The sequence below is a fragment of the Gordonia sp. CPCC 205515 genome (assembly GCF_048537925.1).
Taxonomy (GTDB): domain Bacteria; phylum Actinomycetota; class Actinomycetes; order Mycobacteriales; family Mycobacteriaceae; genus Gordonia.
In genome coordinates, this window is sequence record NZ_JBCLVJ010000007.1 from 564,038 (window position 1) to 577,974 (window position 13,937).

13 protein-coding genes are annotated in these 13,937 nt (G+C 67.1%); 7 read left to right on the forward strand and 6 right to left on the reverse strand.

Annotated features, from left to right (window positions below):
- The first annotated feature begins 2 nt into the window (after positions 1–2).
- Genes AAFP30_RS11725 through AAFP30_RS11750 form a run of 6 tightly spaced genes read left to right on the forward strand, consistent with a single transcriptional unit; the run spans position 3 to position 6,030 of the window.
- Complete coding sequence (locus tag AAFP30_RS11725) at positions 3–773, forward strand: 2-keto-4-pentenoate hydratase (protein WP_419230075.1); 771 nt, start codon at positions 3–5, stop codon at positions 771–773.
- 36 nt (positions 774–809) lie between these two features.
- Positions 810–1,931: a polyprenyl synthetase family protein gene (locus tag AAFP30_RS11730; RefSeq protein WP_419230076.1), complete on the forward strand. Its 1,122-nt coding sequence runs from the start codon at positions 810–812 to the stop codon at positions 1,929–1,931.
- A complete protein-coding gene (locus tag AAFP30_RS11735) occupies positions 1,928–2,623 on the forward strand; it encodes a monooxygenase (protein WP_419230078.1) in 696 nt (231 codons plus the stop codon). Before AAFP30_RS11730 ends, AAFP30_RS11735 begins: the two co-directional genes overlap by 4 nt.
- Positions 2,620–3,420, forward strand: coding sequence for a carotenoid biosynthesis protein (locus AAFP30_RS11740; RefSeq protein WP_419230079.1), 801 nt, complete (start codon positions 2,620–2,622; stop codon positions 3,418–3,420). Before AAFP30_RS11735 ends, AAFP30_RS11740 begins: the two co-directional genes overlap by 4 nt.
- A complete protein-coding gene (locus AAFP30_RS11745; RefSeq protein ID WP_419230080.1) occupies positions 3,407–4,552 on the forward strand; it encodes a glycosyltransferase in 1,146 nt (381 codons plus the stop codon). Before AAFP30_RS11740 ends, AAFP30_RS11745 begins: the two co-directional genes overlap by 14 nt.
- Complete coding sequence (locus tag AAFP30_RS11750; protein WP_419230082.1) at positions 4,549–6,030, forward strand: phytoene desaturase family protein; 1,482 nt, start codon at positions 4,549–4,551, stop codon at positions 6,028–6,030. The genes AAFP30_RS11745 and AAFP30_RS11750 overlap by 4 nt, the downstream gene beginning before the upstream one ends.
- A gap of 69 nt (positions 6,031–6,099) precedes the next feature.
- Here the strand turns inward: AAFP30_RS11750 and crtI are convergent, their stop codons facing one another.
- The 4 genes from crtI to AAFP30_RS11770 form a co-directional block, all read right to left on the reverse strand.
- Entirely contained in the window at positions 6,100–7,692 is a 1,593-nt protein-coding gene (crtI, locus tag AAFP30_RS11755; RefSeq protein ID WP_419230083.1) for a phytoene desaturase family protein, read from the reverse strand.
- A complete protein-coding gene (locus tag AAFP30_RS11760; RefSeq protein ID WP_419230084.1) occupies positions 7,689–8,612 on the reverse strand; it encodes a phytoene/squalene synthase family protein in 924 nt (307 codons plus the stop codon). The genes crtI and AAFP30_RS11760 overlap by 4 nt, the downstream gene beginning before the upstream one ends.
- Positions 8,609–9,154 carry an isopentenyl-diphosphate Delta-isomerase gene (idi, locus tag AAFP30_RS11765; protein ID WP_419230086.1) on the reverse strand — a complete coding sequence of 182 codons (546 nt, stop codon included), beginning with the start codon at positions 9,152–9,154 and terminating at the stop codon, positions 8,609–8,611. The genes AAFP30_RS11760 and idi overlap by 4 nt, the downstream gene beginning before the upstream one ends.
- Before the next feature lie 106 nt (positions 9,155–9,260).
- Complete coding sequence (locus AAFP30_RS11770) at positions 9,261–10,061, reverse strand: SHOCT domain-containing protein (protein ID WP_419230087.1); 801 nt, start codon at positions 10,059–10,061, stop codon at positions 9,261–9,263.
- A 135-nt stretch (positions 10,062–10,196) separates the two neighbouring features.
- On the opposite strand from AAFP30_RS11770, the gene AAFP30_RS11775 reads away from it, so the two are divergent.
- A complete protein-coding gene (locus AAFP30_RS11775) occupies positions 10,197–11,273 on the forward strand; it encodes an AraC family transcriptional regulator ligand-binding domain-containing protein (RefSeq protein WP_419230089.1) in 1,077 nt (358 codons plus the stop codon).
- An 11-nt stretch (positions 11,274–11,284) separates the two neighbouring features.
- On the opposite strand, the gene AAFP30_RS11780 is transcribed toward AAFP30_RS11775, so the two are convergent.
- Entirely contained in the window at positions 11,285–12,871 is a 1,587-nt protein-coding gene (locus AAFP30_RS11780) for a flavin-containing monooxygenase (protein WP_419230090.1), read from the reverse strand.
- Positions 12,864–13,832 (reverse strand): alpha/beta hydrolase, encoded by a 969-nt coding sequence (locus tag AAFP30_RS11785; RefSeq protein ID WP_419230091.1) that lies wholly within the window; start codon positions 13,830–13,832, stop codon positions 12,864–12,866. The genes AAFP30_RS11780 and AAFP30_RS11785 overlap by 8 nt, the downstream gene beginning before the upstream one ends.
- Between the last annotated feature and the right edge of the window lie 105 nt (positions 13,833–13,937).

Sequence of the window (13,937 nt, forward strand, 5' to 3'; positions counted from 1 at the left end):
CCATGACCGCCGACATCACGGCCCTGGCCGATGTCCTGGATTCGGCGTTGGTGTCGGTGACCGACACCCCGAGCCTCGCCGACACCGCCACCTTCGACCTCGACGACGCCTACGCCGTGCAGGCCGAACTCATCGAGCGTCGCCAGGCACGCGGTGAACGCATCATTGGCATCAAGATGGGCTTCACCAGCAAGGCGAAGATGGCGCAGATGGGGGTCGCTGAGGTCATCGTCGGCCGACTCACCGATGCCATGCAGGTCGACGACGGCGGATCGGTGGATCTCGCGCGGTTCATCCACCCGCGCATCGAACCCGAGGTCGCCTACCGGGTGGGTGAGCACGTCGATCTCGACGATCCCGACTTCGACCTGACCACCGCCGTCGACGCGGTCGCCCCGGCCATGGAGATCATCGACTCCCGCTACCGCGACTTCCGGTTCACCCACGAAGACGTCGTCGCCGACAACACCTCGGCCGCCGGTTTCGTCGTCGGGAAATGGCAGCCACTGCAGGCTGTTCCGGATGCCGCGGTGCGGATCACTGTCGGTGGGCAAGAGGTGACCGGTACCACCGCCGCCATCCTCGGTGATCCGATCGAGGCGGTCCGGGAGGCGCAACGCATGGCGATCAAACGCGGACTGCCGGTGCGGCCCGGGGATGTCATCCTCGCCGGTGCCGCCACCGCGGCGCTCCCGTTCGACGGCGGGGTGGCCGAATGTGTGGTCGAGGGTCTGGGCTCGGTGACCGTCGCGGGAATCCCCCGGCAACCCTGAGCACGTCGGTCCCATCCGGGACGGCGACGGCTCCGAATGCTGGGTGTGTCGCCTCCTGGAAGCCCACGCGCGGATACCCGTGATCCTGATATCAGGGCGTGCGCCCGCGACGACGTGTCGGGCGTGGATGCGGTTCTACGAGAACACGTCGCTGCGCATACGGCGTTGCTGACCGGCATCCACCCCGACGTCGCCCCACTCGCGGACTACTTCGAACGCGCCCTCACCGGCGGTAAACGGTTGCGCGCCGCGTTCTGTCTCTGGGGTGCGCGCGGCGCAACCGGCGGCGAGCTGCCGGACGGGACACTCGAGACCGCCGCCGCCATCGAACTCTTCCATCTCGCCGCACTCATCCACGACGACGTGATGGATCACAGCGACGAGCGGCGCGGACTACCGACCGCACATCGGCACTTCGCCGACCGACATCGGCGCACCGGACTCGCCGGGGAGTCCGACGACTTCGGACAGGCCATCGCCATCCTGGCCGGCGACCTCTGCCTCACCTGGTCCGACGACCTGATCGCCGACGCGGTGTCCGCGCTGCCCACACCGATCCGCCGCCGCACCCGCGCGGTGTGGTCGACGATGCGCGACGAGACCATCGGCGGACAATATCTCGACATTCTGGGTCAAACCCTGCCGACCGCCTCCAAGTCCCGCACGCAACTCGTCTTGCATTTCAAGAGCGCCAAATACACTGTCGCGCATCCTCTCCGGCTCGGTGGTGCGCTCGGCGGCGCCTCCGATCAACTGATGGGTGCCTACGAGTCCCTCGGCCTGATCGCCGGTGAGGCCTTCCAGTTGCGCGATGACCTGTTGGGCGTCTTCGGGAATGCGGCGCAGACGGGCAAACCCGTCGTCGACGACATCCGCGAGGGCAAACGCACACTTCTCGTCGCGGTTGCCGCCGAACGTGCCAATCCGATTCAGCAACAGCATCTCTCGGAGAACCTCGGGAATCCCGACCTCACCGAAGAGGGACTCGCCGAGGTGTGCCGGGTGTTTGAGGAGACCGGCGCGGCGGACTATGTGGAGCAACGGATCACCCAGCTCGCAGCCGAGGCGGAACAGGCGATCGACGAGTTACCGGTCGACCTGATGACGCGGGTCGCGTTGCGTGACCTCGTCGCGCGGTGCGTCTGGCGGACCTCATGACCGATCCGGGCACTCCGGTGGTCGACGTGCGGATCTGGGGTGTACGCAGCACTCTCGGGGCGTTGCGGCGGATGGCCGGTGGACGACGGGCGTTGCGACAGGTGCCGGGTCTACGATTCGGGAAGCTACTCGGTACCGGATCGGCCCGCACCTTCACCCCGCGTGACGCCGATCCTCATCATTGGGCGTTGGTGTCGGTGTGGGACGACGAAGCCGCCGCGGACGCAGGTGCGTCGTCGCAGCTGGTGCGGTCGTGGACGACGGCGAGCACCGAGGAACTGAGCGTCCGGTTACGGCCGCTGACCAGTCGTGGGCAGTGGGCGCGTCGCGAACCCTTTGGCGCACCAACGGGTTCCCGCGAGTGGTCCGGCCCGGTCGCGGCCATTACGCGCGCCCGCCTGCGCCCTACACGCGCGTTGTCATTCTGGCGTGCGGTGCCGCCGGTGGTGAGCGAACTCACCGACGCGCCGGGCCTGCAACTGGCGCTGGGGATCGGGGAGGCACCGATCGGCCTGCAGGGCACGTTCTCGCTGTGGGAGTCGGCCGCCGACCTGACCGAATTCGCCTATCGCTCACCGGAACATCGCGCCGCGATCCGCCGCACGAATCCCGAACGCTGGTACGCCGAAGAGTTGTTCGCGCGGTTCGCGGTGACCGAGGTCAGTGGACACTATCGAGGACACACCCCGTGAGCCGGCTCTTGACGCTTCCCTCGACCGGACACCGCCATTCGCGCCTGCTTCGACTCGGCTGGGTGTTGTTCGCGGCGACGTTCGTCGTCCAGTGCGCCTTCCCGTACGTCGACGGCGGCACACTGGGTCTGACGATCGCGAGCGTGGTGCTGTTGACCGCATCAGTTCTCGTGCATGTGGCGGCCACCGTCGGCCCATCGGCCGCAGCGATCCTCGCCGCGGTCGCAGGAGGCGGCGGGCTCATCGCGGAATCAGTGGGCGTGCATACGGGTGTCCCATTCGGCGACTACGACTACACCGGAACCCTCGGACCCGAGCTGTTCGGAGTGCCGATCGTGGTGCCGTTGGCGTGGATCATGATGGCGTGGCCCGCATTGGTCGCGGCTCGCCGACTGACCGGCACGCAACGGCCTTGGGCCACTGTGGTTGTCGGGGCATGCGCGCTTACCGCGTGGGATGTGTTCTTGGATCCACAGATGGTCGACCAGGGGTATTGGCGCTGGCACCATCCCGAACCGTCGCTCCCGGGGGTCGACGGGATTCCGTTGACCAACTTCGCCGGCTGGTTCCTCGTCGCGCTGGTGATGATGGCGGTCCTGGACCGGTTGCTCGGCAGGCCGACGGACGACGCGCTGCCGATCACGATCTACCTCTGGACGTACTTCTCCTCGGTGATGGCGCACGCCGTATTCTTCGGTCGGCCACCGGTGGCGCTGGTCGGCGGGCTGATAATGGGTGCGATTGCCGTGCCGCTCTTGGTCGTGGTGCTCCGCGGAGGTGATCGTGCGCGGATCTGATCTGTGGGACACCGTGGTTCGCGTCGGGGCCGCGACTGCGGTGGCGTCACTCGGCCTCACCGTGGTCAATGCGCTGCAGATCCGACGACCCGATCCCCGCGCGACACCGGAACCGGAACCCATCGTCGTGCTGCTTCCGGTGCGCGACGAAGCCGACAACGTCGTGCCATGTCTCACCGCGATACTCGCTGCGCTGGATCGGTGGCCGGGGCCGGGTCGGGTCATTGTGCTCGACGACGAATCGTCGGACGGTACCGGTGATCTCGTGGCCGACGTCGCGATGCGCGACCGCCGCGTCGAGGTCGTCGCGGGCACGCCGACCCCTCCAGGCTGGCTGGGTAAGCCGTGGGCCTGTGCACAATTGGCCTCGCGTGCGGCCGAATCGGGGCAGCGGTCCACCGTGCTGATCTTCGTCGACGCGGATGTGCGGGTCGAGCCGTGCGCGTTTGTCGCGGCGGTCGGAGGACTCCGCACACTTCACCTCGACCTGGTCAGCCCCTATCCGCGACAGCGCGCGGAGACGGTATCCGAGCGGGTGGTGCAGCCACTGTTGCAGTGGTCGTGGATGAGTACGCTACCGCTGCGGATCGCGGAACGATCAGCACGGCCGTCGCTGTCCGCAGCCAACGGGCAGTTCATGGCGCTCGACGCGGGCACCTACCGGCGTGCCGGCGGCCATGAGGCGGGGCGAGGTGAGGTGATCGAGGACATCGCTCTGCTCCGTGCCGTCAAGCGGGTCGGCGGACGCGGCGTCGTCACCGAGGGCAGTCGGCTCGCAACGTGTCGCATGTACGACGACGGCGCGGCACTACGGCAGGGCTATCGCAAATCCCTGTGGTCAGCATTCGGTTCTCCCGCAGGGACTCTCGCGGTGGTGGTCGCGCTCAATGTCACCCATGTGGTCCCGCCGATTGCGATGCTGCGCGGTTCGGGTGCGGGGGCGGTCGGTTTTCTCGCCGGCGTGGCGTCGCGGGCGATCTCCGCGCGGGTCACCGGTGGACGGGTGTGGCCAGATGTGCTGGCCCATCCGATCTCGATGCTGGCGTTCACCGGTCTGATCGCGGATTCGGTTGTCGCACACCAGTGGGGAACACCGGAGTGGAAGGGCCGGCCGGTGGCCGTGCGCGAATGAGTGAGGCGATCGTCGTCGGCGCCGGCGTGGGCGGCCTGGCCGCGGCCCTTCGGCTCCAGGCGCAGGGGCACCTCGTAACGGTCCTCGAGCAGGCCGCCGAGATCGGTGGCAAGCTCGGCGTGGTGGAGAAGGACGGCTTCGTCTTCGACACCGGGCCATCGTTGGTGACGATGCCGCAAGTGCTACGAGATCTGTTCGCCGCCACCGGAGGTCGGCTTGACGACTATGTGGAACTGCAGCGACTGGAGATCGCGGCCCGGTATCGCTTCCCGGATGGGACCGACCTGGATCTGCCTGGCGACCTCGCGGCGATTCCCGAAGCGCTCGATGCTGCGCTCGGGCCCGGTCGCGGTGATCAGTGGTCGTCGTTTCTCGCACGTGCGCAATCGATCTGGGACCTGACCCACGAAACGTTTCTGGAATCACCCATCGGTGTCGGGTCGTTGGTGAGTGCGTCGCGACCTCGCAATGTCGCGACGATCGCGCCCTGGCAAACGTTGCGCGGCGTGGGGCGCCACCATCTGCACGACCCACGACTGCGCATGCTGCTGGATCGCTATGCGACGTACACCGGTTCCGATCCGCGGCGGGCACCCGCCGCGCTCGCCTCGGTGCCGTGGGCCGAACAGGCCTGGGGCTCCTGGTATGTGCCGGGTGGACTCGGCCGGATCGCCACGGCGATTCGCGAGCGACTCGAGCAGTTGGGTGGTGTCGTCGAAACCGGTTGCGCGGTTGCGGAGATCCCCACCAACAGGCGCGGCCGAGCCGACGGTGTGGTGCTGGCCGACGGGACACGACGCTGCGCCGAGGTGATCGTCGCCAACGCCGACGCGGAACAGGTGTACGGACATCTCCTGAAGAATCGCGGTGCGGCACGGGCGTTGCGGCGCATCCGCCGCGCGACACCCTCGCTGTCGGGGTTCGTGCTGCTGCTGGCCGTCGACGATCCACCGCCCCAACCGCACCACCACATCCTGTTCGCCGAAGATTACGACGCCGAGTTCGACGCAGTCTTCGGCCGGCACGGTCCGCCGCGACCGGTCCCCCGACCCACGGTGTATGTGTCCGCCCCCGACGACCCGGCCATCGTTCCCGGTCCGAAGACGGGCGCGTGGTTCGTGTTGGTCAACGCGCCCCGACACGACCCAGATGCCGGAATGGATTGGGATGCCGACGGTCTGGCGGATCGCTACGCGGACGCCATCCTGGACGTGATGGCCGATCGCGGCCTTGAGCTCCGAAAGAACCTGCGGCACCGCATCATTCTGACCCCCGCCGATCTGGAACGTCGCACTCGCACGCCGGGTGGCTCAATCTATGGCACGTCGTCCAACGGCCCCCGCGCCGCATTCCTGCGCCCCCGCAACGCCTCCCCCGTCCCCGGCCTCTACCTCGTCGGCGGCTCCGCCCACCCCGGCGGCGGCCTCCCCCTCGTCATGCTCTCCGCCCAGATCGTCGCCGACCTCGTCGGGTCTTAACGCTCTGAGTTCTGCCAGCTTCCGCTCCCTGAGGTGCGAGGCGCCAGCCGAGCCACGAAGGGCTCGCAATCAACCACCCTGGACCGACGACGGCCCCACCGACTTGTCCCCCCGCAATCGCTTCCGCACGAGTTCAGCACTGATCAGACACATCGGCAATCCGATGCCCGGTGTCGTGCTGTGGCCGGCGTAGAACAATCCGTCGACCTTGCGTGATCGGTTGGATGCCCGGAAGAAGGCGCTCTGCCGCAACGTATGTGCGGGCCCGAGGGCGCCGCCGGACCAGGCGTTCACGTCGGTCACGAAGTCGGCCGGGCCGACGGTGCGTCGCACCACAACGCGGTCCGCCAGGTCGGGGATGTCGGCCCACTTGGCAACGAGATCAATGGCGCGGTCGCCGATCTCCTCGATCGTGGTGTCGCCGTCCCGGTTCTCGCCGCCGGAGCCGAGGCCGGGGTCGGCGGGTACCGGCACCAACACGAACACATTCTCGTGTCCGCCGGGTGCCACGGTCGAGTCCGTCGCCGACGGGCGGCACACGTAGAGCGATGCGGGATCGGGTATGCGCGTGGGTGTTTCGAAGATCGCGTCGAAGTTGGTGGTCCAGTCCTCGGTGAAGAACAGCGAGTGATGCGCCAGTTCGGGCAGCTCACCACGCACCCCGAGGTAGACCAGCACCGCACCCGGGCCGGATGTCGCTTTGTCCCAACACTTCTGCGGGAAGGTCTGGAGTTCGCGCGGCAGCAGTCGGGTTTCGACGTGATGCAGGTCGGCTGCGCCGACCACAACGTCGGCGTCGAGCACCCGCTCGGCGCCGGCCGCGTCGCGCACCCGAACTCCGCTGACCGCCGCTCGAGACCCCCGTGGCGTCCGTCGCTTTCGGGGTCGCGTGACGATGCCGGTGGCGGCGGTTGACGTGTGTATCCGCACCCCCTGCTCGGCAGCGACGTCGGCGAGCGCATCCACCAGAGTCGTGAAACCGCCTGCCGGATAACGCACTCCGTCAGCGAGATCCAGCCAGCTCATCAGGTGATACATGGCAGGCGTCCGGTCGGGCGAGGACCCCAGGAACACCGACGGATAGCCCAGGATCTGTCGCAGACGGCGGTCCGTGAAGCGGTCGCCGATGTAGTCATCCAGGTTTCGCACCAGCAACCCGACCAACTCCCGCGCATTCTTGAGCACGGTCGGTCCGAGGTAGGCGGCGGCTGAATCGAAGTTGGTGTACAGGAAGCGTTGCACCGCAAGGCTGTATGCGCGTCGGGCGGATGCGAGGTAGCCGTCCAGCGCAGCGCCGGCCCCGGGCTCGACCGCGTCGAATACCTTGCGGTTCGATTGCTCGTCGCCGGTGATCTCGATGGGCTCGGCGTCGCCCTCGAAGAACACCCGGTATCCGGGGTCGAGCCGCACGAGGTCGAGTCGCTCGTCGGTCGAGGTGCCGAGCAGTCGAAAGAAGTGGTCGAAAACCTCGGGCATCAACCACCACGAGGGACCGGTGTCGAAGCGGAAGCCGTCGCGCTCCCACGATCCGGCACGCCCACCCACGGTCGGATTCTTCTCGACGAGGTCGACCTGATGGCCGTCGGCGGCCAGTAGCGCGGCGGTCGCCAGGCCCGCGACTCCACCGCCGATAACGACGATCCGCCGATTCCCAGCCGTCACGACACCGAGACTTCGGTCGGGGTACGGGGCACTCCACGACGAACGGCGGCCGACGCAGCGATCCGCGCTTTCTGCGGTCCCGGCACGCGCACCCTCGTGCGACAGGCGATTTCCGGTGGAGTGCTCCGCAGTCGTCGGGCGAGTTCGGCGAACAGGTCGTGGGCGGCGCAGACGGCGACGCGGGTTCCGCTGGGCAGCAACGGGATTGCTTCGGCCGCAGCGGCGAGATCGGCGTCGATGTCATCGAGCCACCGCCGCCAGGATTCGATGGTGGGGTTGTCGGGGTCGAGGCCGACCAGGTAGCGCCGTCCGAGTTGTCCGCTGTCCTCGCCGAGGTCGCGAAGGAAGTTGACCTTCTGGAATGCCGCGCCGAGACGCCGCGCGCCGGGCGCGAGTTGGTCGTAGCGCGCCTTGCGTTGTGGTTCGTCGGCGAGGAACGCATGCACGCACATCAATCCGACGACCTCGGCCGATCCGTAGATGTAGTCGGCGAGGCTCTTCTCGTCGTGCACGGTGCAGTCGAGGTCGGCGCGCATCGAGGAGAAGAACGGGGTCACCAGCGTCGGGTCGATGCCCGTGCGACGCGCGGTGCGGGCGAACGCGTGGACCACCAGGTTGCTGCTCGAACCGGTATGCAGCGCCGAGGAGACCTCGGCCTCGAGGTTGTCGAGGGCCTCGCGTCGCTGGGCTTCGGTCTGCCCGGGCCGAGGTGCGTCGACGATCTCGTCGGCAACCCGGACGAGGGCATAGATGTTGTGCACGTCGCGCCGAACAGGCTTCGCGAGCAGCCGCGAGGCAAGTCCGAACGACGACGAATAGGACTTGATGACCAGGGCTGCGCTCTCCTCGGCCACCTCGTCGTAGTGGTGGTAGGGACGCGAATCATCCTGGTCGGACGGCCGGCGCGTGGTCGCGGTCATGACGCCCACTTGACCTCGTCGTAAGGGCGCGGACCGAGCGCGTGCACCTGCTCGACGAACCACGGACTGAACGCCCACGGCGTGCGGATCGCCGCCGCCCAGACGTCGTCGATCGGCGTCCAGACGTAATCCATCACCTCGTCGGGGTTGGGGATCGGTCGCCCGATCGCGCGGCCCCAGTAGACGGGACAGATCTCGTTCTCCACCACCCCGCCGGCATCGACAGCGCGGTAGCTGAAGTCGGGAAGTACGCAGGTCAGGTCGTCGACCTCGAGTCCCAATTCGCGGGGCGCATACCGCGCGACCGCGTCCTCGATGTTCTCGCCCGGGCGCGGGTGTCCGCAGTAGGAGTTGGTCCACACCCCGGGCCAGGTGGTCTTGGACAGCGCGCGGCGGGTCATCAGGATGCGGCCGACCGAATCGACCAGGTGACAGGAGAAGGCCAGGTGCAACGGGGTGTCGGTCCCGTGCACGCTCTGTCGCGGCGCCGTGCCTCGCGGTCGGCACTCGGCGTCGACGAGCACGACGAGATCATCGGTCATTCCGGCCTCCGTTCATAGCCCCAGGGTATGGGCACAGGGATGACCCCGGCATGGGGTGTTCGGTGCCGATGCCGGATCGGATGGTGTCAGGCGCTCGGTGCCGCGCTCACAACCGGCTCAGCAGCTCCGCCTTCTTCGCGGTGAACTCCTCGTCGGTGAGGATGCCCCGTTGGTGCAAGCCGGCCAGCGACTCGATCGCCGCGATGACGGCGTCGGAGCCGTCCGCGGTGCCCGACGTGGAGGGCGTGGCGACGTCGGCGACCGGCGGGGTCTCGGCTCGATGCTTCGCCTGGTGGTCGGGTGCGGGTGCCGCGGCCGGGGTTTGGGCGACGGCATCGTCGTCCAGCGCGCGCAGGCTCGACACGTCGAATGTGCCGAGCTGGCTGGTGAAGCTCAACGTGCCGGCGGGTCCGCCCTGCTGCTGTTGAACGCCTCCGATCCGGTGGTCACCGGTGTCGTACACCCGTGCCGCGCCACCGGATTCGACGACGAGACGGCGGGTGCCGGGAAAGATCGCGTACCGCACGCCGTTCTGCGCCCCGGTGGAGCTCGGCACCCCGAGTCCCTCGGGCCACCAGTTGGTGCTCGCGGTGCCGAACCCTGCGGCCTGGTTCTGAGCGGGGGTCGCCGCGAATACCTGGGTGCTGTCGACGAGCTGCGCCAGCTCGGTACACAGGGCATCGACGCGTACCTTGAGTGAGTTGTCGAACATGTCGCCGACCATCGTCATGCCGCCCCGCATCCACTGACCGCTACCACCGAGTTCGGGGATGGAGAACTGGGCCATTCGGCCGCCACCGGCGCGCAACGCGAGCAGCATGGCCAGCACGGCTTCCTTCGACAGTCCGTGCCGTTTGGCTATGTCGTCGATCGCCTGGTCGGCGGCAGGAGTGACAGCTGGGTCCATCAGGTGTTGGCCTTTCGTCGACGGCGTCGCCAACCACTGTACGAGCGATCGAGCCACGACTGCCGCTGGTCGTTGCCCCGACCCGGCAGCACCAGTGATACTGCTCACAACACCGTGTGACGGAGAGGACGAGCTGTGTCGCTGATCGCTGACATCGACGGGGAGATGTTCGGCGAAGACTCCCCGACGTCGGTCTTCGCGCACATGAACGATCCCTGGGATCACCCGCGGACCACCGCGGGCATCGCCATCATGTGCGATTGGGCCGACGCCCACGGTTGCGCACTCGGCTCGTTGCTCGACGGCACCGGGCTGTCTCCCGACGACCTCCGCGATACCGACCGGCTGGTCGAGGCGCAGCAGGAGATCGCGGTCATCCGCAACCTGCTCGCCGCGTTCGACGCTTCGGCAGGTCTCGGCGCCCAGATCGGCCGCGAATACCACCTGACCTCGTATGGCTACTACGGCTACCTGCTGCAGTCGTGTTCGGTGGTGTCGGAGATGGTGCGCGCCGGACTGCGCTATTCGCCGCTGACATTCGCGTTCGCGACCTTCAGCGGGGAACTCATCGCCGACGACCGGTGGTCGCTGTGGGTGCTCACCGACGGCGTGCCCGACGACATCGCCACCTTCGTCACCGAACGCGATCTCAGCGCGAGCATGCAGATGCAGCGCGAACTGTTCGCCGGGCAGGACGTGGACCCGCTGATCGAGGTGCATTTCGCGCACGATGTCGACTCCGACGACGCCCGCACCATCTATGCGGACGTCTTCGGGGTGCCGGTGCGTTTCGGCTGCGACCGCAGTGAACTGATCTTCGAGCGCGGCTACCTCGACCTACCGCTGCCGATGGGCAACCCGCACACCATGTCGGTGATCACCGAACACTGCGAACGGTTGCGCGAGGAACGGCTCCACTCGCACGGCGTCGCCGGGCAGGTACGGGCGTATCTGCTCGAGCAGCGCTCCCTCGACCGCACCCTCGACGAGTGCGCCACCGACCTGCACTACTCGACGCGAACACTGCGCCGCGGACTCACCCGCGAGGGGACGTCGTACCGTGCCATCCACGACGACGTCCGACGCGGGCTCGCCCACGACCTGCTTCGCGATCCGTCGATCCCGCGCGCCCGCGTCGCCGAACGCCTCGGCTACCGGGACTGGTCGAGTTTCACCCGTGCGATGCGACGGTGGGGTCGCATCGTCGAGTGAGCGACACCCCGCTACACCATCTCGAACCCGTGGTAGTTGGACACCGCGATCCCGTCACCGATCTGCTTGTACACCTCGACGCCACCGACGAACGGTAGTGCGACGCGCGGCTTTCCGGGCACATTGACGCCCATGTACCACGACGGTGCTTCGCCGAGCAGGGTCATGTCGGCGAGGTCGTTGTTGGTGTTGACCCAATTGTCTTCGGCCGCAACCTCGGGCTCGATGCGATGTAGACCGTGATCGCGCAGATACTTCAGCACATCGGTGATCCATTCGACGTGATACTCGATGGACGTCATCATGTTCGACAGCACTGACGGACTCTGCGGCCCGGTCACTGTGAACAGGTTGGGGAATCCCGCCGACATCAGGCCCAGATAGGTGCGCGGGCCGTGAGACCACTTGTCCCGCAGGGTCTGGTCGCCGTGCTGGATGTCGATCGACTCCAGCGCACCGGTCATCGCGTCGAAGCCGGTGGCCAGGATGATGACGTCGAACTCGTACTCGGTGTCGCCGACGCGGATACCGCGTTCGGTGAACGTCTCGATCGGATTCTTCTTGATGTCGACGAGTGTCACGTTCGGCCGGTTGTACACCTCGTAATAGCCGGTGTCGACGCACATCCGTTTGGCGGCAATCGGATACGAGCGCGGTGTCAGCAGTTCCGCGGTCGCGGGATCGGTGACGATGTCCTTGATGCGCGCCCGAACAAACTCCGCCGCACGGTCATTCGCCTCCGGGAGCAACAGCATGTCCCGGAACGTCATCTGGTAGCACAGTCCTCCTTTCTGGTACCGCTGATCCAGCGCCTCCTCGGCAGTGGCGTCGTCGAGATCCTCGAAGAACGGTGCCAGATCGACGCTGCACGGCCATCCGCCGACCGCCATCCGGCTTGCCTCTCGCAGCTCGTCGTAATGCGTTCTGGCTTTGGCCAATTCCTCGGCGACCGGTCGATTATGCGCGGGCACGGCGTAGGTCGGCGTGCGCTGGAATACCGTCAACTCGGCGACGTCGGGAGCGATAGCGGTGATGGTCTGCACCGCCGACGACCCGGTGCCGACGACACCGACTCGTTTCCCGGTCAGATCGACCCCGTCGTGGGGCCACTCCCAGGTCCGGTAGATGTCGCCGTCGAAGTCGTCGATGCCGGGGAAGGTCGGATTGAGCGGCTTGGACAGGCACCCGGTCGCCGCGATCACATAGCGTGCGGTGATGGTGGCACCGGAATCAGTTGTGGCCGTCCAGGTGTCGTCATCATCGTGAAACTCGAGCGTCGTGATCCGGGTGTTGAAGGCGATGTCTTTGCGCAGATCATGCTTGTCTGCCACATGGTTGACGTACGCGAGGATCTCCGGCTGAGCAGAATACCGTTCGGTCCAATCCCAGGTCTGTTCGAGTTCGGGGTCGAACGAGTAAGAGTAGAAGATCGATTCGATGTCGCAACGTGCACCGGGATAGCGGTTCCAGTACCAGGTTCCACCGACGTCGGCGCCGGCCTCGACGATGTGTGCATCGAAGCCGAGTTCCCGCAGTTTGTAGAGCTGGTACAGGCCGGAGAAGCCGGCGCCGATGATGAGGACGTCGTGATCAGGCATCGCTGACCGCCTTTCCGTGGGTACTCGCGTGTTCGGCGAGGAAGGTGGTGATGTGATCGGCGACGAGCGCCATGCCGGTCTCATAGCCGGGCAGGACCTTGGCCATCTGGAAATAGATGTGCATCTGCCCTTCGGCAAGCTCGGTAGTGACTGGGACACCTGCCTTTTCGAGCGCCTGCGCGTAGGCGACACCTTCGTCATGCAGTGGATCGAACTCAGCGACATAGACCAGTGCCGGCGGTAGACCCGCCAGGTCGCCGCGCAACGGCGACGCGTCCGGATGGGTGCGCGCCTCGGCGTCCGGGAGGTAGTGGTCCCAGAACCAGATCATGGTGTCGCGGTTGAGAAGTAGCTGGTTCTGCGGCGCGGTGTACGACGCGGTCTCGAAATCGCAGTCGGTAACCGGGTAGATCAGGGCCTGGTAATCGACGCGCGGGCCGTTGCGGTCCCGGGCCCACTGCGCCATCACCGCGGCGATGTTGCCGCCGGCACTGTCCCCCGCAACGATCAGCGGCGCACCGGGTTTCGCATACTCCGCGGCGTGTTCGGCAGCCCAGCACAGGCCGATGTAGCTGTCGTCGACCGCGGCCGGGAAGCGATGCTCGGGGGCCTTGCGATAGTTGACGAGCACGACCGTGGAGTTGGTGCGGTTCGCGAGGTCGCGGCCGACGTGGTCGTACTGCAGGTCGATGTCGGCGAGCACCCAACCGCCGCCGTGGAAGTAGACGATGACGGCCTGCGGTTCCCCCTCGGGCACGAGCACCCGCACCCGGAACTGCCCACCGTCGGTGCCCTCGAGTTTGAGGTTGTGCACTGCGGCGACCTCTGGACCCGGACCGCTCATACCGGAGAAGATCGGTCCGGTCATGCGGGCCACCGCGGGCGTCTGCTCGCTGATCGGCGGCTGCCGTGACTCGGCGAGTTGCTCGAGAAGTGCCTGCGATACGGGTTCCAGTGGCATCGTTGCTCCCTTGCCGTCGACGGTGACGTGACCTGGGTCACGTTTCCACCGTAGGTGGCCCGGGTCGCTCACGACAGCACCCGCGAGGCCAAAACACGACAGTTC

Bases quoted from the DNA above. Each gene is read 5' to 3' on its own strand.
- AAFP30_RS11770 (WP_419230087.1), bottom strand. From the start codon at position 10,061: ATGGACCCAGCTGTCACTCCTGCCGCCGACCAGGCGATCGACGACATA.
- AAFP30_RS11760 (WP_419230084.1), bottom strand. From the start codon at position 8,612: ATGACCGCGACCACGCGCCGGCCGTCCGACCAGGATGATTCGCGTCCC.
- AAFP30_RS11750 (WP_419230082.1), top strand. From the start codon at position 4,549: ATGAGTGAGGCGATCGTCGTCGGCGCCGGCGTGGGCGGCCTGGCCGCG.
- idi (WP_419230086.1), bottom strand. From the start codon at position 9,154: ATGACCGATGATCTCGTCGTGCTCGTCGACGCCGAGTGCCGACCGCGA.
- AAFP30_RS11735 (WP_419230078.1), top strand. From the start codon at position 1,928: ATGACCGATCCGGGCACTCCGGTGGTCGACGTGCGGATCTGGGGTGTA.
- AAFP30_RS11730 (WP_419230076.1), top strand. From the start codon at position 810: ATGCTGGGTGTGTCGCCTCCTGGAAGCCCACGCGCGGATACCCGTGAT.
- AAFP30_RS11780 (WP_419230090.1), bottom strand. From the start codon at position 12,871: ATGCCTGATCACGACGTCCTCATCATCGGCGCCGGCTTCTCCGGCCTG.
- AAFP30_RS11725 (WP_419230075.1), top strand. From the start codon at position 3: ATGACCGCCGACATCACGGCCCTGGCCGATGTCCTGGATTCGGCGTTG.
- AAFP30_RS11785 (WP_419230091.1), bottom strand. From the start codon at position 13,832: ATGCCACTGGAACCCGTATCGCAGGCACTTCTCGAGCAACTCGCCGAG.